The organism is Klebsiella sp. CN_Kp066 (assembly GCF_040065135.1).
GTDB lineage: Bacteria > Pseudomonadota > Gammaproteobacteria > Enterobacterales > Enterobacteriaceae > Klebsiella > Klebsiella oxytoca.
The window spans coordinates 95,519-118,290 of the sequence record NZ_JBEAIU010000028.1; the positions used below are offsets into that span (position 1 = coordinate 95,519).

Genomic DNA, 22,772 nt, shown 5'->3' on the forward strand with positions numbered 1-22,772 from the left:
TACTTTGTTCGTATACGAACGTTTTTATTAAAGCTACTCTTGTAGGGCTATCCATGCAAGTTCGTTCGTATACGGCCGCATTTTTAATCAAAAAAGGAAAAATGCTAAATCCCCGTGCGAACGGCTATCATAGAATCGACGGTTTGATTACGGAGTTGTCATGGAGTTAAGAAACGAGGCGTTCCACCTGTTGCGCCAGCTTTTTCAGCAGCACACCGCTCGCTGGCAGCACGAACTGCCGGACCTGACCAAACCGCAGTATGCGGTAATGCGTTCAATTGCCGAGCATCCCGGCATCGAACAGGTGACGTTAACGGAAGCGGCGGTCAGCACCAAAGCGACGCTGGCGGAAATGCTGAGCCGTATGGAAAGCCGGGGGTTGGTTCGTCGCGAACACGATCCGGCGGACAAACGCCGGCGGTTTGTCTATTTAACCGCCGAAGGCGAAGCGCTGCTGGCAAGCTCTATGCCGTTGGGTAACGCCGTTGATGAAGAGTTTTTAGGCCGTCTCAGTGATGAAGAGCGCCGCCAGTTTTCGCAACTCATCCATAAGCTGATGGCGCAAGAGCGCTAACCCAAACGCTCGCGGAGAAAATCAATAAACGCCCGAACCCTGGCGGGAACATGCTGCGCGTCCGGATAAACCGCATACACTCCCTGAGACGGGAAGCGGAATTCTGGCATAATCCGCACGAGGGCGTTATCCGCCAGCGCAGCGGCCGCCAGCCATTCGGGGAGCAGCGCGACGCCGCTCCCCGCCAACGCAAAAGCCATCAGCGCGCTGGCGCTATCCGCCGATATCCTTGGCGCCTTTTTAATTTCAAACGGGATACACCGTTCCTGCGGCCCGCTGAGCTGCCAGCGCAGCGGCGTCGTCAAACGTTCATGAATAATCCACGCGGCATGGGCCAGATCCTCTAGCGTCTTCACCGGATGCTGCGCCAGCCACGCCGGAGAGGCGACTGGTACGATAGCAAAGCGCGAGATCAGCGCCGCGCGGTAACGTGAATCCGCCAGCGTCCCGAGACGAATCGCCACATCAACACGATCTGAGATTAAATCCGCGTGGTGAGAAGAAGAAACGTGCCGCACGCGGAGCGCTGGATGCGGCAGGCTGAACGCCGCCAGCGCCGGAACAATCACCTGGGCACCATATTCTGCCGTGGTCGCGACCCGCAGTTCGCCGCTCAATCCCACATGGCTGCCCCGGACGTCGTCCTGCAGATTTTCCGCTGCCTTCAGCAGCGCGAGGCCACGCTGATAAAACAGCGACCCGGCTTCAGTCAGCGTAAGCCGTCGGGTCGATCGCAACAGCAGCGTAACGCCCAGCTCGCTCTCCAGCTGCCTGACGTTAAAACTGACCACGGCCTTGGTTTGCCCGAGGGCCGCCGCCGCCGCGGTAAAACTGCCGCTCTCCACCACCGCCACAAACATGGTCATCCGCTGCAGGTTCAGCATCATATCGCTCACTGTCAAAAAATTTCAGACAGTATATATCCGAATGTCGCGTTTATTCGCCCTGATGCTGAGGTTTACAGTAGCGGCCTTCATGGGGAGAGTATTCAATGACGTATCGCAACAAGGTCGCAACCCTTTTTCTGCTGGGTTTCTTTCTCGACTTAATCAATATGTTTATCGCCAGCGTCGCTTTTCCGGCGATGAGCCGGACGCTGCACGCGTCGCCAGGCGAACTGGCGTGGGTCAGCAATGGCTATATTGCAGGACTCACCCTGGTGCTGCCGTTTAGCGCCAGGCTCAGCCAGCGGTTTGGCGCCCGACGGGTGTTTCTGCTTTCGCTCAGCCTGTTTAGCATCGGCGCGCTGGCAACAGGGATGGCCGACTCATTGCTAAATCTGGTTCTGTGGCGCGTCCTGCAGGGAATGGGCGGTGGACTGTTGATTCCAATAGGTCAGGCATTAACCTGGCAGCAGTTTAAGCCTCACGAGCGGGCAAAGCTCTCTGCCGCGGTGATGCTGGTCGGGCTGCTGGCGCCGGCGTGCTCCCCGGCGCTGGGAGGTCTTCTGGTGCAATCATTTAGCTGGCGCTGGGTCTTCCTTGCCAGCCTGCCGATAGCCCTTCTGACGTTAGCGCTGGCAGCGTTGTGGCTAAAAGAAGAGAGAAGCGTTGTGCGAGCGGGAGGTTTATTACCGCTCGCTTTACTGCGTGACCCGCTGCTGCGTTTTTCTATGCTGGTGTATCTCTGCGTGCCGGGGACGTTTATCGGAATTAACGTCGTCGGGATGTTTTATTTGCAAAGCGTAACGGGGTTGTCGCCCTCCGCTATCGGCGCCCTGATGCTGCCCTGGTCGCTGGCCTCTTTCGTGGCGATCGTCACGACCGGTCGCTATTTTAATCGTCTTGGCCCCCGCCCTCTGATTGCGGCCGGCTGCCTGCTTCAGGCCGCCGGGATCGTCGCGCTGGCCAGCGTTAATTCACCAACCGCCAGCAGCACGCTGATCGCGGCATTTGTCTTAATGGGCGCAGGCGGCAGTCTGTGCAGCAGTACGGCCCAAAGCAGCGCGTTTCTTAATGTGGCTAACTGCGATATGCCGGACGCCAGCGCGCTGTGGAACCTCAATCGTCAGCTGAGTTTCCTGATTGGCGCTGCGCTGCTGGCGGGGTTATTGAGCGCATTTTTGCTTTACTGGCCAGCACCGCAGGCCTGGCGTGGCGTGTTTATCGCCGCCGCTATTTTTACGCTGCTGCCGCTGCTGCGCTGCCTTAGATTTGATAACCGGGCGATAATCATGCGCCTGCACGGTAAAACGGAGAACAAATGAGTCGCTATATTGAAGAAGTCATTGCCGCCCATGTGGCCATTGAAGCCTGGCTGAATCAGGGAACTGGCAGCATCGAAGGGTTAATGCAGCGCTTCAGCGCGGAATTTACCATGATCCCGATTAACGGGACACGCATGGACCAGCAGGCGGTCAGCGCTTTTTTTCAAGGGTCACGCGCCAGCCGCCCCGGCTTAAAAATCGTCATTGATAGCGCCGCGATGCTTGCCGAATGGCACGATGGGGCCGCGGTGATATATCGGGAAACGCACGTTTTACCCGGCAAAGCGGATACAGCGCGCTGGTCAACGGCGCTTTTCCGCCAGCAGGAGGGGCAGATAAGCTGGCTGCATCTCCACGAAACGGCCCGGATATAGAGAGCAGACGCTGAAAAAGAAAAAGGCCCAATCGAAAAACGATTGAGCCTTTTTAACGAAAGGTGTCTTACTCGCGGAACAGCGCTTCGATGTTCAGCCCCTGGCTTTGCAGAATCTCCCGCAGACGGCGGAGACCTTCAACCTGGATCTGACGCACGCGTTCGCGGGTCAGGCCAATTTCACGGCCAACATCCTCAAGCGTCGCGGCTTCATAGCCCAGCAGGCCAAAGCGACGAGCCAGCACTTCACGCTGCTTGGCGTTCAGTTCGAACAGCCATTTGACGATGCTTTGTTTCATATCATCGTCCTGCGTGGTGTCTTCCGGGCCGTTGTCTTTTTCATCGGCCAGGATGTCCAGCAGCGCTTTTTCCGAGTCGCCACCCAGCGGAGTATCCACTGAGGTAATGCGCTCGTTCAGACGCAGCATGCGGCTTACGTCATCAACTGGCTTATCCAGCTGTTCGGCTATCTCTTCGGCGCTCGGCTCATGGTCCAGCTTGTGGGACAACTCGCGCGCGGTACGCAGATAGACGTTCAGCTCTTTGACGATGTGGATAGGTAAACGAATGGTACGGGTTTGGTTCATAATTGCCCGCTCAATCGTTTGGCGAATCCACCAGGTCGCGTAAGTTGAAAAACGGAACCCACGTTCCGGGTCAAACTTCTCAACTGCGCGAATCAGCCCCAGGTTACCTTCTTCAATCAGGTCCAGCAGAGCCAGACCACGATTGCCGTAACGGCGGGCAATCTTGACAACCAGACGCAGGTTACTTTCGATCATCCGGCGGCGTGACGCAACGTCACCACGCAGCGCGCGACGGGCAAAATAAACCTCTTCTTCGGCAGTCAGCAGTGGGGAATAACCAATCTCTCCGAGATAAAGCTGCGTCGCATCAAGCACCCGTTGGGTTGCTCCCTGCGAAAGAAGCTCTTCCTCAGCCAGATCGCTATCACTGGGTTCCTCTTCAACTAAGGCTTTCTCGTCAAAAACCTCGACTCCGTTCTCATCAAATTCCGCGTCTTCATTTAAATCATGAACTTTCAGCGTATTCTGACTCATAAAGATGGCTCCTACCCGTGATCCCTGAGCAAAGCACTTTGGCTAAATATCACTCGAAGGACGCCCGGACGATAACCTTTATGCCCCGTTAAAGAAGACATCGTTGCCGCCCTGGCGCCTTTCTTAGCAATACTGAGCTATCCGTACTTTGCCAAATTATCGCTGCGGTAAATACTGCAGCGGGTTGACGGATTTCCCCTTGTAACGAATTTCAAAATGCAATCGTGTCGAACTAGTACCTGTGCTACCCATGGTAGCGATCTTCTGCCCCGCCTTGATATCTTGTTGCTCTTTTACCAGCATCGTATCGTTATGGGCGTAGGCGCTCAGGTAATCATCGTTATGTTTGATGATAATAAGATTACCGTAACCGCGCAGTGCGTTACCGGCATAGACGACGCGCCCATCTGCGGTCGCGACAATAGCCTGTCCTTTACTGCCTGCAATATCAATACCTTTATTGCCACCTTCGGCCCCACTAAAGTTCTCGATAACCTTGCCATCAGTCGGCCAGCGCCATGAAGAGATCGGCGAACTGGTAGACGTACTGCTTGCAGTCGATTGGGTGGTGCTGACAGCTGGAGCCGTAACTGGCGCGACGGTTGTCGTCGTCGCGGGCTTGTTGTTCGGCAACATCTTATTAGCACTCTGTTCACCTGAAGATTCAGAATACGTAATAGTTGGTTGTGACGCAACTACCGCGGTGGATTTTTGTGCAGAATTTGCGCTCAACATTCCACCATTACTGGCCTTCACGCTCGCCTGGGCAACAGGATTATCACCGGTAATCGGCTGGCCGGATGCATTGCCAACCTGCAACGTCTGACCGACGTTCAAAGCGTACGGTGCCGGGATATTATTGCGCTGCGCCAGGTCGCGGAAATCGTTCCCGGTAACCCACGCAATGTAGAATAGCGTGTCGCCGCGTTTAACAGTATAGGTGCTGCCGCCGGTATAGCTACCTTTCGGAATATCCCCATACTTACGGTTGTAGACGATTTTGCCGTTTACCGTTTGCACAGGCTCCTGAGCCATCGGCTGGATCTGCACAGGCTGCGTCTGTACCGGCTGAGTTTGTACCGGACGAGCCTGCGGCGCGGTATTGGTCGGAGGCGTGATCAGCATCCCGGAATTGGTGCCCGAAGACGAAGCCCCGCCAGCCGTGCTGACCGGCGCAGGCGGATTGTTGGAACTGCTGCAGCCTGCCAGCCAGAGTGACACCAGTGACAAAGCCGCAATGCGGCTTAAGGTAAATTTTGGGCTTCCCGCGCTCATTTATCCCCCAGGAATATGTTAACTACCAATATCTTGCTCACCGGACGGTGCCCGGCCAGGACACGAAAAATGCGTCCACCCTATGCCTAAATGCAGGCAAAAAAACCTGGAATAATCCGGTTCAGGCCAGCTCCCCTTTAACGAGGGGAACAAAGCGCACGGCCTCGACGGTGTCAATGACAAACTCATTGCCGCGTCGACGGATGCGCTTTAAAAACTGGTGCTCTTCGCCTACCGGCAGCACCAGCACGCCGCCATCGTCTAATTGCGCCAGCAGTGCGGCCGGGATTTCCGGCGGCGCTGCGGTCACGATAATCGCGTCAAACGGCGCGCGTGCCTGCCAACCCTGCCATCCATCACCGTGACGGGTTGAAACATTATGTAAATCAAGTTGTTTCAGACGACGGCGCGCGTGCCACTGCAGGCTCTTAATACGCTCGACCGAGCAAACGTGGTGCACGAGGTGCGCCAGAATTGCCGTCTGATAACCAGAGCCGGTGCCGATTTCCAGCACCCTTGACTCCGGCGTAAGCGTCAGAAGCTCGGTCATCCTCGCCACCATATAGGGCTGCGAAATAGTTTGCCCCTGGCCAATCGGCAATGCCGTGTTTTCCCACGCCTTATGTTCAAAGGCTTCATCAACAAACTTTTCTCGCGGCACCTGCGCGATAGCGTCCAGCACGCGCTCGTCGACAATGCCCTGAGTGCGAAGCTGATTGAGAAGACTTTCAACACGTTTGCTTACCATTGTGTATCAACCCCAACGCGATCGAGCCAGCCGCTAACCACCTCATGCGCGCTGTGGGCGGTTAAATCGACATGGAGCGGCGTGACCGAGACATAGCCTTCATCCACCGCGGCAAAGTCGGTATCCGGACCGGCGTCGTACTTTTCCCCCGGAGGACCGATCCAGTACAGCGTATTGCCGCGCGGATCTTTCTGCGGAATGACCTGATCGGAAGGATGGCGGCTGCCGCAGCGGGTAACGCGAATACCTTTTATCTGATCAAGCGGAAGATCCGGCACATTGATATTGAGAATGCGCCCGGTACGCAGCGGTTCGCGGCTTAATGCCCGGAGAATCGAGCTGGTGACCGCAGCGGCGGTCTCATAGTGTTGGTAGCCGTTTAGCGAAACGGCCAGCGCCGGAAAGCCCAGATGACGGCCTTCCATGGCGGCGGCAACGGTGCCGGAATAGATGACGTCGTCGCCAAGGTTGGGCCCGGCGTTAATGCCAGAGACCACAATATCCGGACGCGGCCGCATCAGGGCGTTGACGCCGAGGTAGACACAGTCCGTTGGCGTGCCCATTTGCACGGCGATATCGCCGTTGTCGAAAGTGAAAGTGCGTAGCGAAGACTCCAGCGTCAGGGAATTCGACGCCCCGCTGCGGTTACGATCGGGTGCAACTATCTGAACCTCAGCGAATTCCCGTAAGGCCTTCGCCAGGATCTGAATGCCCGGCGCGTGGATCCCGTCATCGTTACTCAGCAATATTCGCATAGTCACCCGTTGTATTGATAAGCTCCCTTACTACGCTGGTGGCGAAGCTGCCTGCGGGCAGCCAGAAACGCAGTTCAACGGTAACGTCATCCCACCAGTTCCAGCTCATCTGCTGGGGATAAAGCAGCATCGCCCGGCGGGCGGCCTCTACTTTTTCACGCACCAGCAGCGTCTGTAGCTGCGTCTCTTCAACGACGGCCGCCTGTTCGGCGGCCAGCGCGTCCCGCTGGCTGCCCCAGTCGCCGCTGCCTACAAGCGCAGCGGTAATCATCAGTTCGCGATTATTTACCCGCGCCTGGAGCTCCGTCAGTTCTTCAGAAGTCGCAACGAACCAGCTTCCGCGCCCCGCTAATTGTAGCGCATCGCCATCAACAACCTGATTAAATTCCGGTTTTTTTAATCTAATACCAACCTGTTGATTAAACAATGCGCTGCGGGCCGCCGACAACCAAAAACTGCGTTTATTGCGATCGCGCACCGGCGCGCCGCTCTCGGCCCAGCGCAGCGCCCCCAGCAGGTTACTGCCGCCGATACCGAAGCGCTGGGCGCCAAAATAGTTGGGTACGCCATGCTCAGCAATCGCCTGTAAACGCGTTTCGACATCGTCGCGATCGCTGATTTCGCGCAGCACCAGCGTAAACTGGTTCCCCTTCAGCGCCCCGAGGCGCAGCTTGCGCTTATGGCGCGCGTACTCCAGTACCTGACAGCCTTCAAGCTGGAATTTGCTCAGGTCGGGCATCTCTTTGCCCGGCACTCGGGCGCACAGCCACTGTTCAGTCACCGCATGTTTGTCTTTCTGCCCGGCAAAGCTCACTTCGCGCGCATGAATTTTAAGGAATTTGGCCAACGCGTCAGCGACAAAACGGGTATTGCAGCCGTTTTTCAGAATACGCACCAGCACATGTTCGCCTTCGCCATCGGGCGCAAAGCCGAGATCCTCAACCACCACAAAGTCTTCCGGATTGGCTTTTAGCAGCCCCTGGCTCAGCGGTTTTCCATGCAGATAAGTGAGTTCGTCAAAAGCGATCATTTCTCCGCCTTACGCAGCAGCGCCACCGCTTCACAGGCAATACCTTCGCCACGGCCGGTAAAGCCCAGCTTTTCAGTGGTGGTGGCTTTGACGTTTACATCGTCCATATGGCAGCCGAGGTCTTCAGCAATAAAGATGCGCATCTGGGGAATATGCGGCAGCATTTTCGGCGCCTGGGCGATGATAGTGACGTCAACGTTGCCAAGGGTAAAGCCTTTTGCCTGGATGCGCCGCCACGCTTCGCGCAGCAGTTCGCGGCTATCGGCCCCCTTAAAGGCCGGGTCGGTATCCGGGAACAGCTTGCCGATATCGCCCAGTGCCGCCGCGCCCAACAGCGCATCGGTCAGCGCGTGCAGCGCGACGTCGCCGTCGGAATGCGCCAGCAGCCCTTTTTCATAAGGTACGCGCACGCCGCCGATGATAATGGGGCCTTCACCGCCAAAAGCGTGTACGTCAAAACCGTGTCCAATTCGCATTAAGCCTTCTCCTGGTGTCGGGAACGGGTAAGGTAAAATTCGGCCAGCGCCAGGTCTTCCGGGCGCGTCACTTTAATATTATCAGCTCGTCCGGCGACCAGCTCAGGATGAAAGCCGCAGTACTCCAGCGCCGAGGCTTCATCGGTGATGCTCGCCCCTTCATTAAGCGCCCGCGTCAGGCAATCAACAAGCAGTTCGCGAGGAAAAAATTGTGGCGTCAGCGCATGCCATAAATCGTTGCGTTCGACGGTATGGGCAATAGCCGCCCTGCCCGGCTCCGCGCGTTTCATGGTATCGCGAACCGGAGCGGCCAGAATGCCGCCCGTTCGGCTGGTCTCACAGAGTTGAAGCAGGCGGCTGAGATCGTCCTGGTGCAGGCAGGGGCGCGCGGCATCGTGTACCAGCACCCAATCGGCCTCGCTAAGAGCCTTCAGGCCCGCAAGGACGGAGTCCGCACGTTCTGTACCGCCATCAACAACGGTGATCTGAGGATGATTCGCCAACGACAGCTGGCTAAAGCGCTCGTCTCCCGGGCTGACGGCAATCACCACCCGCTGTATACGCGAGTTTGCCAACAGCGCGGCGACCGCGTGTTCGAGAATCGTTTTGTTACCGATAGAGAGATATTGTTTCGGGCATTCCGTTTGCATGCGGCGGCCAAAACCGGCTGCCGGCACCACGGCGCAAACGCCCGGAAAAGTGGCTGCCATGTTGTAATCCTGGGCCTGTTTATCGATTATTCTGCTGTTGCCCCGCGGCCTGGTTGCGTTTCGACGCATCCGGCACCAGACGATAAAACGTTTCGCCCGGGCGGGTCATACTGAGTTCATTGCGCGCGCGCTCTTCGATAGCTTCCTGGCCGCCGTTGAGATCGTCAATTTCGGCGAACAGCTGATCGTTGCGTGCTTTTAATTTAGCGTTAGTTGCCTGCTGCGCGGAGACATCGTCATTAACCCGGCTATAGTCATGCAGACCATTTTTGCCGAACCACAGCGAGTACTGTAGCCAGACCAGCAAAGCCAATAACAGCAGCGTTAGTTTACCCATCCTGCCCCCTGAAAAACGGCATCATCATCCCATAACTCGCCCGAGTTCTCTACTCTGGCGCGCGGACGACGCCGCGTAACGCGGGGACTGTACCACATTTTTACCGTTGATACCCAGGCCAGATTCATTCGTGAAAAGACTACCCCAGTAGCCAGAGGAACAGCAGACCGAACATCAGCCCGACGGTCAGAATCGTCGCGCAGACGCTGTACTGAAGTTTGCCGTCCAGCAGCGAATGCAGCGCGATGCCAACCACAACGGCAACCGGCATCAGCGCCAGGAAGAACGGCCAGGTGTAGAGGAGAAAAAATAGCGTGTTACTGCCATAGATCAGGAAGGGAATACCCAGCGCCAGCAGCCATGAAATAAAGCCCACGGCCGCACCCGACAGAGACCACGTGGTCTCGTCGCTGGCGGCCGGCGGCGGTTCTGAACGAATAATACTGAGGTTCTGGGTATTGCGCATATCGAATCCTGTTGACCTGGCGACCGGCATCATTCGCTGATGCCGCCGCCGTTTCAGGATCTGATAATATCGCTCTGTCGTAGCAGGTCTAATAGTTGGTGCACCAAATTTGTTACCAATTGTTCACCGTCGAGGTGAATTTCTGCCCTCTCCGGGGATTCATACACTGAATCGATCCCGGTAAAGTTGCGCAATTCCCCGGCCCGCGCCTTCTTGTACAGGCCCTTCGGATCCCGCGCTTCGCAGATCGCTAACGGCGTATCGACAAACACTTCGATAAAGCGCCCTTCCCCTATACGTTCGCGCACCATTTGTCGCTCTGCGCGATGCGGAGATATAAACGCCGTCAATACAACCAGCCCGGCATCGACCATCAGCTTCGCCACTTCCCCCACGCGGCGAATGTTTTCTTTGCGGTCGTCGTCGCTGAAGCCAAGATCGCTGCACAGGCCGTGACGCACATTATCGCCATCCAGTAACCAGGTGCTCACGCCGAGCCGATGCAGCTCCTCTTCCAGCGCGCCGGCAATGGTTGATTTTCCCGAACCGGAAAGTCCCGTAAACCAGACCACTGCGCCTTTATGCCCATGCAGCGCTTCTCGATCTTTACGTGTTACCTTATGGTCATGCCAGACGACGTTTTCGTCATGTCGGGCCATTACTTGCCTCCCAGCAGGTCGCGAGCGTCCCAGTGCGGGAAGTGCTTGCGAATAAGCTGGTTCAGCTCAAGCTCAAACGCGCTGTACTGTGAAGCGCTCGCCTGAACCCGTTCATGGGGTTCATGAACCATACCTGCGCCAACGGTGACGTTGGTCAAACGGTCGATAAAGATCAGGCCCCCGGTAACCGGGTTATCCTGGTATTTATCCAGCACCAGCGGCTCGTCAAAAGTGAGATCGATCAGCCCGATGCCGTTCAGGGGCAGCGTTTCCACTTCGCGCTGGGTCAGGTTGTTGATATCCACCTGGTAGCGAACGCTATCAACGCGGGCGCGAGTTTTCTTACCGGCGATTTTAATGTCGTAGCTTTGGCCCGGGGTCAGCGCCTGCTCCGCCATCCATACAACATCAATGCTGGCGCTTTGTACTGCGGGCAGAGAAACTGCCGCATCGACCAGCAGATCGCCACGGCTGATATCAATTTCATCCTTCAGCACGAGGGTGATCGCTTCCCCGGCCGCCGCTTCTGGCAGATCGCCGTCGAAGGTGACGATGCGCGCAACGGTGGATTCCACTCCGGACGGGAGCACCTTAAGACGCTGCCCTACCCTCACGCTACCGGAGGCCACCGTCCCGGAAAATCCGCGGAAGTCGAGGTTCGGGCGGTTTACGTACTGTACCGGGAAGCGCAGCGGCTGGCTTTCCACCACGCGCTGAATCTCAACGGTTTCCAGCACTTCCAGCAGCGTCGGACCGCTGTACCACGGCATTTTCTCACTCTGGCTGGCGACGTTGTCCCCTTCCAGGGCAGAAAGCGGAACAAAGCGAATGTCGAGATCGCCAGGCAGCTGCTCCGCAAAGGTCAGATACGCTTCGCGGATGGTGTTGAAAGTCTCTTCGCTAAACTCGACGAGATCCATTTTGTTCACCGCCACCACCAGGTGTTTGATCCCCAGCAGTGTCGAAATAAAGCTGTGACGACGGGTTTGATCGAGCACGCCTTTGCGGGCGTCGATCAGCAGGATCGCCAGTTCGCAGGTTGATGCACCGGTCGCCATATTACGGGTGTACTGCTCGTGCCCCGGCGTATCGGCGATAATAAACTTGCGCTTCTCGGTAGAGAAATAGCGATAGGCGACGTCGATGGTGATGCCCTGCTCGCGCTCGGCCTGCAGGCCATCCACCAGCAGCGCCAGATCCAATTTTTCGCCCTGCGTACCGTGACGTTTGCTGTCATTATGCAGAGATGAGAGCTGATCTTCGTAAATCTGTCGGGTATCGTGCAGCAATCGACCAATCAGCGTGCTTTTACCGTCATCAACGCTGCCGCAGGTCAGAAAGCGCAGCAGGCTTTTGTGCTGCTGGGCGTGCAGATAGGCTTCTACGCCGCCTTCATCAGCAATTTGTTGTGCAATCGTAGTGTTCATGGCGGCTCCTTAGAAATAACCCTGACGTTTCTTCAGCTCCATGGAGCCTGCCTGGTCGCGGTCAATCACGCGCCCCTGTCGTTCGCTGGTGGTCGACACCAGCATCTCTTCGATGATCTCCGGCAGCGTTTGCGCATTGGACTCCACCGCGCCGGTCAGCGGCCAGCAGCCAAGGGTACGGAAGCGCACCATCTGTTTTTTGATCATCTCGCCGGGCTGCAGATTAATGCGATCGTCATCGATCATCATCAGCATCCCGTCGCGCTCCAGCACCGGACGCTCTGCCGCCAGGTACAGCGGAACAATTTCAATATTTTCCAGATAGATGTACTGCCAGATATCCAGCTCGGTCCAGTTGGAGAGCGGGAACACGCGGATGCTTTCACCTTTGTTAATCTGGCCGTTATAGTTGTGCCACAGTTCCGGGCGCTGGTTTTTTGGGTCCCAGCGATGGAAGCGGTCGCGGAAGGAGTAAATACGCTCCTTGGCGCGAGATTTCTCTTCATCGCGACGCGCGCCGCCGAACGCGGCATCGAAGCCGTATTTGTTCAGCGCCTGCTTAAGGCCTTCGGTTTTCATGATATCGGTATGTTTGGCGCTGCCGTGAACGAACGGGTTAATCCCCATCGCCACCCCTTCCGGATTTTTATGCACCAGCAGTTCGCAGCCGTAGGCTTTAGCGGTACGGTCGCGGAACTCGTACATTTCGCGGAATTTCCAGCCGGTATCAACGTGCAGCAGCGGGAACGGCAGAGTTCCTGGATAAAACGCTTTACGCGCCAGATGCAGCATTACGCTGGAGTCTTTACCGATGGAGTACATCATCACCGGGTTAGAGAATTCGGCGGCCACCTCACGAATAATATGGATGCTTTCCGCCTCCAGTTGCCGCAGGTGAGTAAGTCGTTTTTGGTCCATAACCGTTCCTTAAGCCAGATTTACTACAGAAGCCTTAAAGGCATCTGAGGATGAGGTGTGTTGAAACCAGGCAAGCTGATGATGTAATCGCACCACTTCGCCCACTACCAGCAGCGCGGGCATCGGGGCATCTTTCGCCAGGTTTTCGAGTTGTTGTAATGTGCCGGTCCGGGTTTGCTGATCGGCGCGAGTACCCCGCGAGATCACCGCCACCGGGGTGTCGCCCGCGCGACCGTTAGCGATCAGCTGAGCGCTGATTTCCGCCGCTTTCAGGCTGCCCATATAAATCGCCAGGGTCTGGCCGCTTTGCGCCAGCCGAGTCCAGTTGAGCGGGGAGTTTTCCGCACCGAAGTGCCCGGTAATAAAAGTTGCGCTTTGCGCGTAATCGCGGTGGGTCAGCGGGATCCCGGCATAAGCCGTGGCGCCAGCCGCTGCCGTCACGCCCGGGACAACCTGAAACGGAATACCGGCTTCAGCTGCAGCCTGCAGCTCTTCGCCGCCGCGCCCGAAAATAAACGGGTCGCCGCCTTTCAGGCGAATCACCGTATTGCCCGCTTTCGCCGCCTCTACCAGCATGCGGTTAATGTCCTGCTGCGGTACGGAGACGCCGGCGGCGCTTTTACCCACGCAGATTGTCTCCGCGTCGCGACGCACCAGCTCGCGGACTTCCGGCGTGACCAGATTGTCGTAAAACACCACATCCGCCTGCTGGATAGCCTGCAGGCCGCGCAGGGTCAGCAGTCCGGCATCGCCAGGCCCCGCGCCGACGAGGATAATTTCACCGAGCCGCTTTTCCGGCTGTCGGAGCTCATCTTCCAGCGCCTTTTCCGCTTCGGCTTTATTGCCCGCCAGCATCAGGCTGGCAAAGCGGCCGGTAAACACGCGTTCCCAAAAACGACGGCGTTCGGCAGTGGTTTTCAGATGGGTTTTAATATGATGACGCCAGTAGCTCGCCGTTTCGGCCAGCCGCCCCAGGTTGGTGGGCAGCAGCGCTTCGATTTTTTCGCGCAAAATTCGCGACAGCACCGGCGCTTTGCCGCTGGAAGAGATAGCCACCAGCAGCGGAGAACGATCGACGATTGACGGGAAAACAAACGAGCACAGCGCCTGATTATCAACCACGTTGACCAGCCGGTAGCGCGCGTTGGCCGCGGCATAAACGCGCAGGTTCAGCGCGTCATCTTCGGTAGCGGCAATCACCAGGAATACGTTATCAAGCTGCTGCTCTTCAAATTCGGTGGCCCGCCACTGAATTTCCTGACGCTCAACCTTGCCGGCAAGTTCCGGAATTAGCGCGTCGGCGACAATCTGTACCTTCGCTTCAGCACGCAGCAGAAAGGTAATCTTGCGCGCGGCAATCTCGCCGCCGCCGATCACCAGTACGGGTCTCTCTTTCACTTCGGCAAATATCGGCAAGTATTCCACTGCGCAACAACTCTCTTACAATCAGCAATAGAGCGACTATAGGGTGCGGTTTAGAGCAAATGAAATTACGAAATGGAATGAGTTGTGACTCAAAAGAATAACGGCCTGGAAAAGCTAATATCAAAAAGTGCTTAACACGCGGTTTTTCCACCATTTAAGAGCGATTGAAATTGTTTAACCCCGATCACAGTTTCATACTACGCGGGTGAAATTGTTTTAAGTGCTAAAGGACCCCCCCTATGTTTTCCGCATTGTGCCGTCGCCTGCTTCCCCTGGCGTTGAGCGCAGGTTTTGTCTTCACCGCCGCCCCGGCAATAAGCGCTCTGGGCGACACCACCAATGCTCAGGCTCGTCACATCGCTACCTTTTTTCCCGGAAGAATGACCGGTTCGCCCGCCGAGATGCTGTCGGCTGATTATTTGCGTCAGCAGTTCACGCAAATGGGCTACGAGAGCGATATTCGCAGTTTTAATACCCGATACATTTACACCAACAACGATAATCGCAAAAACTGGCAAAACGTCACCGGCAGCACGGTTATCGCCGCGCATGAGGGGAAAGATCGCCAGCAAATCATCATCATGGCCCATCTAGATACCTACGCGCCGCAGACCGATGCCGACATAGAAAATAACCTCGGCGGCCTGACGCTGCAGGGCATCGATGATAACGCCCTCGGTCTGGGGGTCATGCTGGAACTTGCTGAGCAGTTAAAGAATATCCCTACGCGTTATGGTATTCGCTTCGTCGCCACCAGCGGTGAAGAAGAGGGTCGTCTGGGTGCGCAGAATATGCTTAAGCGTATGAGCGACGCGGAGAAGAAAAATACCCTATTGGTCATTAACCTCGATAATCTGGTGGTGGGCGATAAGCTCTATTTTAATAGCGGCCGCAGCACGCCATCCTCGGTGCGCAAGCTCACCCGCGACCGGGCGCTGGCTATCGCTCGTAGTAAAGGTATTAGCGCCGCCAGCAATCCTGGCCTGAATCCTGACTATCCAAAAGGGACCGGCTGCTGTAATGATGCCAGCGTATTTGACGAAGCCGGGATCCCGGTATTAACCGTCGAAGCCACCAACTGGTCTCTGGGACGCAAAGATGGCTACCAGCAGCGCGCCAAATCTCGTTCGTTCCCGGACGGTACCAGCTGGCACAACGTTCAGCTGGATAACCAGCAGTATATTGATAAAGCCCTGCCGGGCCGTATTGCTCAGCGCAGCCGCGATGTGATGAGGGTTATGCTGCCGCTGGTGAAAGAGCTGGCGAAGGCGGAGAAGAAACCCGCCTCAAAATAGACTAACGATAAAATGCGGCAACAAGGACTGTCGCCATGATGCTTTAATACCGTTGTTCCTGCTACTGGCTGTCAGCATGCGCTCCATCGCCGACAGCCAGGTCTATATCTGGGGAGCTGAAAAAACGCTGCCCCGAACCTGTTCAGATAACAAATACGCCACCACTGACCTCTCACCTCTGTCAAATTACACCTGAGGTGAATGGAGTATTTCGGAGTCCCATAAGGCGTTGAGCGCATTTGCGATGCGCTCGCGCCTGGCCGTTTCCGTTGCCTGCTGGCGCTGTTTAACCAGGGGTTTAAGCTGCGCGATAAACTCATGCGTGGGCGCTGGCAGACTGCTTTCGTCAACGGGAATTTCTTGCCCGGTATCACGGTTAAAGACCTTTACACCGTAGGTTGGCACATGAGCAAAAATGGCCTTATCCTGCAGCGCCTCGCTAATACCTGACATCGTTTGCCCATCAAAGCGCAGCTGGACGGCCTTGCTCCACTTATCGCCAAAATAGATCATTCTGGATAAAAAGTAGCTGCCAAAAGGCTCTCTGACGCCGCTTTCCGAGTGCATAAACCAGGCCCGGGAATCATGGATATAGTTATCATACAGAGTGATCAGCCCGCTGATTTTATCGTTCTGCTCTCGTTTCAACAGGCACGGCTCAATATGCTGACGGAATCTGTACTCGCCCGCCTGCTTAAATCGCAGATATTCATAGGCTTCATTCTGATGGGTATAAAAGTAGGCCGCCTGGGCGAGCAGTGGATCCAGTATCTGTAGATTTGCCGCCGTCGTGCTTATCTCCCATGAAAAGCCGGTTTCGGCACTTGCGGCAATAGTGCAGGTGGCCGAATCGATCGCCCCCTGCGCTTTCTGCTTCATCGCCGGTTTAAACAGCGCCTGGGGGCGAGCTTTACGCATGTAGTCCGCCGCAAACTCGGTGGCGGCTTCCCAAAGCTGACCGCGGGCGTTGTTGGCATCGAACAACGGTTGCCCAACAAGCTCCGGGCCAGGGAACCAATTTTCATCGCCCCTGTGTCTGGACGCCTCTTTATTACGCGCCTGCGCTATCGCCTCAGCTTTGCATTGCAAAAGCGACCACTCACGGGCAAGGGCGCGCTGCGCCTGTTGGCTGAACCCTGCCGCATACGGCTGGGCGGTAATCTCCGGGTGCTGGGCCGCATGCTGGAAGAAGGGCTGCGACGTGAGATTTATTGGCGATGTCCTGGGTGAAGCAAAACGTGCGATACGCCAGCCGGTCATCCAGATCATTTCCGCTTCCAGCATCTCTTCCAGACAGACTGACTCAAAACGAAACGGCGCGTAGATAGCATCGTCAGACAGCGGATCCTCCTGCTGATTGTCAAGGGAGAGGGTCGATCGCCAGTTGTTAAAGGTGTCTACCAGTCCGGGATAAAAATCAAATTCCCCAACTGAAGCAAAACTCATTTCCCGAAAGATATACATTTGCCTGAAATCCGGGTGCAACAGGGCAAAAACATCAGGATGAAACGACAGCGGCGCCCCGGCATCCATCGCGGCAGCATACATATCATGCAGAGTAATTTGCGATAACAGATCGCCCGCACCGCCCCGGCCCTTGCCCTGATCCCCACAGGGGTATCCCCCGCCAACGTCGGAGTGCATACCGGGGTAGACCACTTCCTGAGTCTGGGATAAATAGCTGCCAGCGGCGGTACGGATGGAGTCCAGCGAAAATGCCTGACGCTGCTCGTGAGCAGCCACCAGATGATAGCAGCGCTTGATTAACCCTGACTGCGTCAGCGGCTGCGTCTGCTCCGCCCAGCCGTTGTGACCGGTAAAGCCCGGAACCACATTGGCAATTCCCACTGCCGGCACGGTATCAAAGAGGCCTAAAAATTCCACCGAAACCTTCACGCCGAGCAGCGTTCCTGCCGGGAAACCGAGTAGTCCTTCGGCCAGCGCTTCATCCAGCCAGCTGACAAAAGCGCGGGCTTCTGCCGCGCCGCGGGAAAAACCGTACACAAACAGCTTTATCGCTGCCGTCTTGCACTGCGCGCGCACGAATTTTTCCTGCACCAGCCTTAAGAGTTGTTCAAACATACGCAGCCGCATCCGCATCTGACCAGGCATTGTCTTCCGCGAGTCCAGATAGGCCTGGTTTACTTTTTCACGGTTGTAAGACATCGCCGCGCTGCCAGCGAATAACCCCAGTTCCACAGCCGCCGAAGTGCTGGAGCTGTTCATCGCCTGAACCGCCCTTTTCATTATGCCGTTGCCGAGGAAATTTTTTGTCACGGTATGGTTCAGGGCATTACAAAGCTGCACCATCCCCCAGTTGATACGGTCCTCGCCGCCGACAGCAAACTGCAGTCCCGACGAATAATAGTCATAGGTACCAATCTGCGGAAAAGGCGTACCAACGCCGGGAATATAGAAGGCGTAAAATCCACGCTCATTTGCCATGAGATCATCAGGCGCGCAGGCACGGTATAGTTTTGCCACGTTCGACGGGTGCGGCGGCATGCAGGCGGTATCTTTTAGCGCATTATTATTGGTACCGTCAAAAAACAGGCTGATATGCAGGCTCTTACAGCAGGGGCTGCTTTTTTGCCGGCGGGACTCCTGGCGAAATAATGCCTCCTCCCTGTCGATTTTGATTATATTGGCGTTGACCTGCCGCTGGCTTAAAAGCAACCGGCCCTCTTTCGGAAAAGCGGGAGGAACCCAGCACGGATCGCCCGTAGTGGTAAGCTGATGATTGCCAAAATGTTTCTTAAAAGATTCGGTTATTGGGGACATTGGGCAGGCTCCGACTGACGGTAGGGATCTTTTATCGGGTGATCAGGATGGGTCGGCCCGTGGCAGGTGGCCGTTACTTTAATCTGCTGACAGGGCAAGAAATGCACCTGCAGGCCGCAGGAATCTTCATATTCGGGAATAGTGGCCACCGCTTTATAGTGGCGATAATTTGCTTCATGATCTTTCGCATAATCACGAAATTCTTTTGTTCCCATTGGGGGCATATTTTTGGGAAACGGGACAGGATCCACCTCCCACTCCACTACCACCTGCATATTGGGCCGCCATTTTTCCGGCAGCGATATACAGCAGGTAAACCCCCCGGCGTGTCCCCGGTAGCCGTTGACGGAGAACCAGTTGATATTCGTGCCTGCCATATGGTTATAGCCCAGCAGATTAGCCGCTACGTAGCTGCTCTTCCCGCTGCCGCGCGGTGCTTCTTTTTCTGCCGGATCACAGCCCAGCAGTAAAAAACATAACAGCGGCACTGCTTTAACTATTCCCTGCATAGTATGAACTCCGTTTCATGTCACACTGAAGGCGCAGCCTCTGCTGCGGTTGATAACGCCCAGCTCACAACAATAAAATCATGGCGTTTCTGGCGGGCACTGGCCAGGCTCCGGCAGATCGAAAGGTTCTTTAATCGGGTGGTCAGGATGAGTCGGCCCGTGGCAGGTGGCCGTTACTTTAATCTGCTGACAGGGCAAGAAATGCACCTGCAGGCCGCAGGAATCTTCATATTCGGGAATAGTGGCCACCGCTTTATAATGGCGATAGTTAGCCCTGTGTTTTTCTATATATTCATCATACTTAGGGTCGCTGAATCTGGGGATATCCTTCGGAAACGGGTCAGGATCCACCTCCCACTCCACTGCCACCTGCATATTGGGCCGCCATTTTTCCGGCAGCGATATGCAGCAGGTAACCCCCCCGGCGTGTCCCCGGTAGCCGTTGACGGAGAACCAGTTGATATTCGTGCCTGCCATATGGTTATAGCCCAGCAGATTAGCCGCTACGTAGCTGGTCTTCCCGCTGCCGCGCGGTGCTTCTTTTTCTGCCGGATCACAGCCCAGCAGTAAAAAACATAACAGCGGCACTGCTTTAACTATTCCCTGCATAGTATGAACTCCGTTTCATGTCACACTGAAGGCGCAGCCTCTGCTGCGGTTAATAATGCACCGCTCACAACAATAAAATCATGGTGTTTCTGGCGGGCACTGGGCAGGCTCCGGCAGATCGAAAGGTTCTTTAATCGGGTGGTCAGGATGAGTCGGCCCGTGGCAGGTGGCCGTTACTTTAATCTGCTGACAGGGCAAGAAATGCACCTGCAGGCCGCAGGAATCTTCATATTCGGGAATAGTGGCCACCGCTTTATACTGACGAAAGGTAGCCTTATATTTTTCCATATAATGTTTATAGTTTGGATCATCGAAGTGGGGGAGATCCTTCGGAAACGGGTTAGGGTTAACCTCCCACTCCACTGCCACCTGCATATTGGGCCGCCATTTTTCCGGCAGCGATATGCAGCAGGTAAACCCCCCGGCGTGCCCCCGATAGCCGTTGACGGAGAACCAGTTGATATTCGTGCCTGCCATATGGTTATAGCCCAACAGATTAGCCGCCACGTAGCTGCTCTTCCCGCTGCCGCGCGGTGCTTCTTTTTCTGCCGGATCACAGCCCAGCAGTAAAAAACATAACAGCGGCACTGCTTTAACTATTTCCTGCATAGTACGAACTCCGTTTCATGTCATACCTATCCCGTGTGTATCCTTTACCGTCTCCACGGCTTACATCCGCCAGAAAAGATCCTTCTGCCATTGCAGAAGCGCCAGTCATAATTGCGCTTGCTGGCCAACCTGCAGGTGAGAAAGGGCATTTACTGTCCCTCTGGCAGGGCTGCGTACCCTTCTCTGGCCAATGAAAGCACGCCACGACAATCCACGTAACCGATCCGGTGGGTTTTGTTAGTACGATTCGAAAAAATCTTTAGATATGCCCGGAAAGCTCATCCCTGACAGTATCCACCCCGCCGCCGAAAATAACATGCGCAGCAAACGTTTTACGCAATAACCAGAGAGCAAATAGCTCGGAAAAACCGGATGCAGATGGTAAATCAATAAAACGCGCGCAGGCATTGTATGCCGCTGGAAATGCGTCTGGAACCAAAACGCAGTGACGGTAGAGCGAACTGCAGAAGCGGTGATAGTTGTAGCGTGATGGTTCAGGTAAATCATATTTATATCCATTTCCTGTGAGGCAGCCATACGATCTGCCTGGGTAGTCGATATCGCACTGCGTTCCATTTTTAATAATCAGTAACCTTTCCGCGCTATTCTTAAGTTTCTCGTTTATGTTTTCGACGGCCCAATTTTTCCTGGTTCACTCGTAAATAATCATTAATTTATCGCGTATGATGAGAGAACATTCCTTCTTAATCCCTTCAATTTACGCAGAAAATTGTTCTGTCGTTTGCTTTTCTGATGTCTTCTCGGTTGAGGGAAAGTGCTGCTTTCTTGAGAACAGGCAGTTCCCGGTTCATCTACCAGAATGCCGCAAAAAAGTTTGAAAATTCTTTGATATTTACTGATAAGGTTTGTTCTGAAAGAAACTGCATCAGATAGTGTGTCGAATGCAAACTCGTCCGTACCAGATTGCTGAATGAAATGTTCATCTTCGAGATATATACATCGTTTACCGGCACTTTTGGCGTAACAGCGTTCAATTAACCCTTCAAGGGAGATATAATAATTGTCTTTTGTAACTATTTCCTTTTCAAAGAACATGACGCTACCTTGCGCTTTATTTAAGATAAATATCCCCAGCAGACATAAATACAGAGAGGCATAAGCAAGGCGTTCAGAAAAACATTACGGTATTCATATGGTGCAAGAAAATGTGAAATTTATTCGTTCTGTATTCGCCCTGAAGGAAAAAATATAAATATAATTCGTAGTCTGTGTCAAGCCGGGAAGAAACAAGAAATTAGCGCGTAGCGGATAATTATTAGATAAGCTCGTAATAAAACATGAATCACTTACGTTGTTCATCCATGCCGGCTACACAACTAACAATAAGAATATATGAATCAATAATGAATTCATAAAATGAGATTCTTAGTTGCAGCAAAACCCAGGAAAGCCCAGGCTTGTGTTGAACACGGGCCGCAGAAAATTGAGTCGAATCCCGGCAGCTTATCTTTCGGCCTTCCCATGCCAGTTTCAGCACCCGGTTGTGTTGAAGGAGCTACGGTTATGCCTAAAATACGGTGCTGCTCAGCCGATTAAGCGATCGCAGCACCATCTTACTGTTGATTTTTCGGGATGGCAGAAGCCAGGAGCGTGATGGCCATCATGCCCTGGCCACCGCTAAACAGAGCTCTGCTATTTTACCCCGCTTTTATGGGAATACGCAGGGCAGCGCCGGGACTCATATTAACCTTCGTGCAACCCGCACTCTCTTTTCAGGCCAAAGAAGCGCGTTTCTTCCTCCGCCATCCCCGGCTCCCATTTGCGCGTGGTGTGGGTATCTCCTACCGACAAATAGCCCTGATCCCAAAGCGGATGATATTTCAGGCCGTGCTTTTGCAGATACTGGTAAACCGTGCGGTTATCCCAGTCGATGATCGGCAGCACCTTAAACACGCCACGCTGGATCGCCAGCACCGGTAAGTGGGCGCGACTGCCGGATTGCTCGCGGCGCAGGCCCGCAAACCAGGTTTGCGCGTTCAGCTCTTGCAGTGCCCGGTTCATCGGCTCAACCTTGTTGATGTCATTATATTTTTCAATGCCCTCAACGCCCTGCTCCCACAGTTTACCGTAGCGCGCTTCCTGCCAGGCGGAGCTCTCCTTCGCCCGATAGACCTTCAGGTTCAGGTTGAGTTTGTCCGTTAACTCATCGATAAACTGGTAGGTTTCGGGGAACAGATAGCCGGTATCGGTCAGAATAACCGGGATATCCGGGCGCACCTGATTGACCAGATGCAGGCTCACCGCCGCCTGAATACCAAAGCTCGAAGAGAGCACGTATTCCCCCGGCAGATTTTCCAGCGCCCACGCAACGCGCGCTTCCGCGCTCAGCTTTTCCAGCTGACTATTGGTTTCCGCTAGCTGTAAAACGCGATCGACCTTCGGTAATGCGTTCAGCGCGTTTAAATCGAGTACGGACATAAGAACCTCATTTGCCTGTTTTTGCCGGGGCCCTGCGTTTACCCGGTCGACAAGACCGCAGGCCCGGTAAGCGAAACGCCACCGGGCAGC

At 55.1% G+C, this 22,772-nt stretch carries 26 protein-coding genes; 5 read left to right on the forward strand and 21 right to left on the reverse strand.

Annotated features, from left to right (window positions below):
- The first annotated feature begins 160 nt into the window (after positions 1-160).
- Positions 161-574, forward strand: coding sequence for a MarR family transcriptional regulator (locus ABLV75_RS09590; RefSeq protein WP_004104957.1), 414 nt, complete (start codon positions 161-163; stop codon positions 572-574).
- Here the strand turns inward: ABLV75_RS09590 and ABLV75_RS09595 are convergent.
- On the reverse strand, positions 571-1,458 hold the full coding sequence (locus ABLV75_RS09595; RefSeq protein ID WP_004104958.1) for a LysR family transcriptional regulator: 888 nt from the start codon (positions 1,456-1,458) through the stop codon (positions 571-573). The two genes, ABLV75_RS09590 and ABLV75_RS09595, sit on opposite strands and share 4 nt — an antisense overlap.
- Positions 1,459-1,565: 107 nt before the next feature.
- On the opposite strand from ABLV75_RS09595, the gene ABLV75_RS09600 reads away from it, so the two are divergent.
- Entirely contained in the window at positions 1,566-2,780 is a 1,215-nt protein-coding gene (locus tag ABLV75_RS09600; RefSeq protein ID WP_004104959.1) for an MFS transporter, read from the forward strand.
- Entirely contained in the window at positions 2,777-3,154 is a 378-nt protein-coding gene (locus ABLV75_RS09605) for a DUF4440 domain-containing protein (protein WP_004104960.1), read from the forward strand. The genes ABLV75_RS09600 and ABLV75_RS09605 overlap by 4 nt, the downstream gene beginning before the upstream one ends.
- A gap of 67 nt (positions 3,155-3,221) precedes the next feature.
- Here ABLV75_RS09605 and rpoS read toward each other — a convergent pair whose 3' ends face one another.
- Together rpoS and nlpD are read right to left on the reverse strand one after the other, a co-directional pair.
- Positions 3,222-4,214, reverse strand: coding sequence for an RNA polymerase sigma factor RpoS (rpoS, locus tag ABLV75_RS09610; RefSeq protein WP_004104962.1), 993 nt, complete (start codon positions 4,212-4,214; stop codon positions 3,222-3,224).
- A gap of 156 nt (positions 4,215-4,370) precedes the next feature.
- On the reverse strand, positions 4,371-5,435 hold the full coding sequence (nlpD, locus tag ABLV75_RS09615) for a murein hydrolase activator NlpD (protein ID WP_230133338.1): 1,065 nt from the start codon (positions 5,433-5,435) through the stop codon (positions 4,371-4,373).
- Here nlpD and ABLV75_RS09620 point away from each other — a divergent pair.
- A complete protein-coding gene (locus ABLV75_RS09620) occupies positions 5,377-5,511 on the forward strand; it encodes a peptidase (RefSeq protein WP_224226457.1) in 135 nt (44 codons plus the stop codon). The two genes, nlpD and ABLV75_RS09620, sit on opposite strands and share 59 nt — an antisense overlap.
- A 99-nt stretch (positions 5,512-5,610) precedes the next feature.
- On the opposite strand, the gene ABLV75_RS09625 is transcribed toward ABLV75_RS09620, so the two are convergent.
- From ABLV75_RS09625 to cysG, 11 genes are all read right to left on the reverse strand, one after another.
- Positions 5,611-6,237: a protein-L-isoaspartate(D-aspartate) O-methyltransferase gene (locus ABLV75_RS09625; RefSeq protein WP_004104966.1), complete on the reverse strand. Its 627-nt coding sequence runs from the start codon at positions 6,235-6,237 to the stop codon at positions 5,611-5,613.
- Positions 6,231-6,992, reverse strand: a complete 762-nt coding sequence (surE, locus tag ABLV75_RS09630; RefSeq protein ID WP_004104968.1) for a 5'/3'-nucleotidase SurE — start codon at positions 6,990-6,992, stop codon at positions 6,231-6,233. The genes ABLV75_RS09625 and surE overlap by 7 nt, the downstream gene beginning before the upstream one ends.
- Positions 6,973-8,022, reverse strand: a complete 1,050-nt coding sequence (truD, locus tag ABLV75_RS09635; RefSeq protein ID WP_004104970.1) for a tRNA pseudouridine(13) synthase TruD — start codon at positions 8,020-8,022, stop codon at positions 6,973-6,975. The genes surE and truD overlap by 20 nt, the downstream gene beginning before the upstream one ends.
- Positions 8,019-8,498 (reverse strand): 2-C-methyl-D-erythritol 2,4-cyclodiphosphate synthase, encoded by a 480-nt coding sequence (gene ispF, locus ABLV75_RS09640; protein WP_004104972.1) that lies wholly within the window; start codon positions 8,496-8,498, stop codon positions 8,019-8,021. Before ispF ends, truD begins: the two co-directional genes overlap by 4 nt.
- Positions 8,498-9,208, reverse strand: coding sequence for a 2-C-methyl-D-erythritol 4-phosphate cytidylyltransferase (ispD, locus tag ABLV75_RS09645; RefSeq protein WP_004104975.1), 711 nt, complete (start codon positions 9,206-9,208; stop codon positions 8,498-8,500). The genes ispF and ispD overlap by 1 nt, the downstream gene beginning before the upstream one ends.
- A gap of 19 nt (positions 9,209-9,227) precedes the next feature.
- Positions 9,228-9,545 (reverse strand): cell division protein FtsB, encoded by a 318-nt coding sequence (gene ftsB, locus ABLV75_RS09650; protein ID WP_004104977.1) that lies wholly within the window; start codon positions 9,543-9,545, stop codon positions 9,228-9,230.
- Between the two features lie 139 nt (positions 9,546-9,684).
- Positions 9,685-10,011 (reverse strand): DUF3561 family protein, encoded by a 327-nt coding sequence (locus ABLV75_RS09655; protein WP_004104978.1) that lies wholly within the window; start codon positions 10,009-10,011, stop codon positions 9,685-9,687.
- A gap of 53 nt (positions 10,012-10,064) precedes the next feature.
- Positions 10,065-10,670: an adenylyl-sulfate kinase gene (cysC, locus tag ABLV75_RS09660; protein WP_004104979.1), complete on the reverse strand. Its 606-nt coding sequence runs from the start codon at positions 10,668-10,670 to the stop codon at positions 10,065-10,067.
- Positions 10,670-12,097 (reverse strand): sulfate adenylyltransferase subunit CysN, encoded by a 1,428-nt coding sequence (gene cysN, locus ABLV75_RS09665; protein ID WP_004104980.1) that lies wholly within the window; start codon positions 12,095-12,097, stop codon positions 10,670-10,672. Before cysN ends, cysC begins: the two co-directional genes overlap by 1 nt.
- Before the next feature lie 9 nt (positions 12,098-12,106).
- A complete protein-coding gene (gene cysD, locus ABLV75_RS09670; RefSeq protein WP_004104981.1) occupies positions 12,107-13,015 on the reverse strand; it encodes a sulfate adenylyltransferase subunit CysD in 909 nt (302 codons plus the stop codon).
- A gap of 9 nt (positions 13,016-13,024) precedes the next feature.
- Positions 13,025-14,431: a siroheme synthase CysG gene (gene cysG / locus ABLV75_RS09675; protein ID WP_181554164.1), complete on the reverse strand. Its 1,407-nt coding sequence runs from the start codon at positions 14,429-14,431 to the stop codon at positions 13,025-13,027.
- 248 nt (positions 14,432-14,679) lie between these two features.
- On the opposite strand from cysG, the gene ABLV75_RS09680 reads away from it, so the two are divergent.
- The gene (locus ABLV75_RS09680; RefSeq protein ID WP_004104984.1) at positions 14,680-15,735 is read left to right on the forward strand and encodes an aminopeptidase; all 1,056 of its coding nucleotides are present in this window, start codon (positions 14,680-14,682) and stop codon (positions 15,733-15,735) included.
- Positions 15,736-15,921: 186 nt separating this feature from the next.
- Here ABLV75_RS09680 and ABLV75_RS09685 read toward each other — a convergent pair whose 3' ends face one another.
- The 7 genes from ABLV75_RS09685 to cysH all read right to left on the reverse strand — a co-directional run bounded on the left by ABLV75_RS09685 (position 15,922) and on the right by cysH (position 22,682).
- Positions 15,922-18,516 (reverse strand): DUF2235 domain-containing protein, encoded by a 2,595-nt coding sequence (locus ABLV75_RS09685; protein ID WP_004104986.1) that lies wholly within the window; start codon positions 18,514-18,516, stop codon positions 15,922-15,924.
- Positions 18,504-19,025: a DUF3304 domain-containing protein gene (locus tag ABLV75_RS09690; protein WP_017145484.1), complete on the reverse strand. Its 522-nt coding sequence runs from the start codon at positions 19,023-19,025 to the stop codon at positions 18,504-18,506. The genes ABLV75_RS09685 and ABLV75_RS09690 overlap by 13 nt, the downstream gene beginning before the upstream one ends.
- A 78-nt stretch (positions 19,026-19,103) precedes the next feature.
- Positions 19,104-19,634, reverse strand: coding sequence for a DUF3304 domain-containing protein (locus tag ABLV75_RS09695; protein WP_017145483.1), 531 nt, complete (start codon positions 19,632-19,634; stop codon positions 19,104-19,106).
- A gap of 78 nt (positions 19,635-19,712) precedes the next feature.
- Positions 19,713-20,243, reverse strand: a complete 531-nt coding sequence (locus ABLV75_RS09700) for a DUF3304 domain-containing protein (protein ID WP_017145482.1) — start codon at positions 20,241-20,243, stop codon at positions 19,713-19,715.
- Positions 20,244-20,480: 237 nt separating this feature from the next.
- Positions 20,481-20,780 (reverse strand): hypothetical protein, encoded by a 300-nt coding sequence (locus tag ABLV75_RS09705; protein WP_004104991.1) that lies wholly within the window; start codon positions 20,778-20,780, stop codon positions 20,481-20,483.
- Positions 20,781-20,912: 132 nt separating this feature from the next.
- Positions 20,913-21,299, reverse strand: coding sequence for a hypothetical protein (locus ABLV75_RS09710; protein ID WP_017145481.1), 387 nt, complete (start codon positions 21,297-21,299; stop codon positions 20,913-20,915).
- A 648-nt stretch (positions 21,300-21,947) separates the two neighbouring features.
- Positions 21,948-22,682, reverse strand: a complete 735-nt coding sequence (cysH, locus tag ABLV75_RS09715) for a phosphoadenosine phosphosulfate reductase (RefSeq protein ID WP_004104993.1) — start codon at positions 22,680-22,682, stop codon at positions 21,948-21,950.
- Between the last annotated feature and the right edge of the window lie 90 nt (positions 22,683-22,772).

Coding starts and splice junctions, on each gene's coding strand:
- ABLV75_RS09590 (WP_004104957.1), top strand. CDS start 161: ATGGAGTTAAGAAACGAGGCGTTCCACCTGTTGCGCCAGCTTTTTCAG.
- ABLV75_RS09595 (WP_004104958.1), bottom strand. CDS start 1,458: ATGCTGAACCTGCAGCGGATGACCATGTTTGTGGCGGTGGTGGAGAGC.
- ABLV75_RS09600 (WP_004104959.1), top strand. CDS start 1,566: ATGACGTATCGCAACAAGGTCGCAACCCTTTTTCTGCTGGGTTTCTTT.
- ABLV75_RS09605 (WP_004104960.1), top strand. CDS start 2,777: ATGAGTCGCTATATTGAAGAAGTCATTGCCGCCCATGTGGCCATTGAA.
- rpoS (WP_004104962.1), bottom strand. CDS start 4,214: ATGAGTCAGAATACGCTGAAAGTTCATGATTTAAATGAAGACGCGGAA.
- ABLV75_RS09625 (WP_004104966.1), bottom strand. CDS start 6,237: ATGGTAAGCAAACGTGTTGAAAGTCTTCTCAATCAGCTTCGCACTCAG.
- surE (WP_004104968.1), bottom strand. CDS start 6,992: ATGCGAATATTGCTGAGTAACGATGACGGGATCCACGCGCCGGGCATT.
- truD (WP_004104970.1), bottom strand. CDS start 8,022: ATGATCGCTTTTGACGAACTCACTTATCTGCATGGAAAACCGCTGAGC.
- ispF (WP_004104972.1), bottom strand. CDS start 8,498: ATGCGAATTGGACACGGTTTTGACGTACACGCTTTTGGCGGTGAAGGC.
- ispD (WP_004104975.1), bottom strand. CDS start 9,208: ATGGCAGCCACTTTTCCGGGCGTTTGCGCCGTGGTGCCGGCAGCCGGT.
- ftsB (WP_004104977.1), bottom strand. CDS start 9,545: ATGGGTAAACTAACGCTGCTGTTATTGGCTTTGCTGGTCTGGCTACAG.
- ABLV75_RS09655 (WP_004104978.1), bottom strand. CDS start 10,011: ATGCGCAATACCCAGAACCTCAGTATTATTCGTTCAGAACCGCCGCCG.
- cysC (WP_004104979.1), bottom strand. CDS start 10,670: ATGGCCCGACATGACGAAAACGTCGTCTGGCATGACCATAAGGTAACA.
- cysN (WP_004104980.1), bottom strand. CDS start 12,097: ATGAACACTACGATTGCACAACAAATTGCTGATGAAGGCGGCGTAGAA.
- cysD (WP_004104981.1), bottom strand. CDS start 13,015: ATGGACCAAAAACGACTTACTCACCTGCGGCAACTGGAGGCGGAAAGC.
- ABLV75_RS09680 (WP_004104984.1), top strand. CDS start 14,680: ATGTTTTCCGCATTGTGCCGTCGCCTGCTTCCCCTGGCGTTGAGCGCA.
- ABLV75_RS09685 (WP_004104986.1), bottom strand. CDS start 18,516: ATGTCCCCAATAACCGAATCTTTTAAGAAACATTTTGGCAATCATCAG.
- ABLV75_RS09690 (WP_017145484.1), bottom strand. CDS start 19,025: ATGCAGGGAATAGTTAAAGCAGTGCCGCTGTTATGTTTTTTACTGCTG.
- ABLV75_RS09695 (WP_017145483.1), bottom strand. CDS start 19,634: ATGCAGGGAATAGTTAAAGCAGTGCCGCTGTTATGTTTTTTACTGCTG.
- ABLV75_RS09700 (WP_017145482.1), bottom strand. CDS start 20,243: ATGCAGGAAATAGTTAAAGCAGTGCCGCTGTTATGTTTTTTACTGCTG.
- ABLV75_RS09705 (WP_004104991.1), bottom strand. CDS start 20,780: ATGGCTGCCTCACAGGAAATGGATATAAATATGATTTACCTGAACCAT.
- ABLV75_RS09710 (WP_017145481.1), bottom strand. CDS start 21,299: ATGTTCTTTGAAAAGGAAATAGTTACAAAAGACAATTATTATATCTCC.
- cysH (WP_004104993.1), bottom strand. CDS start 22,682: ATGTCCGTACTCGATTTAAACGCGCTGAACGCATTACCGAAGGTCGAT.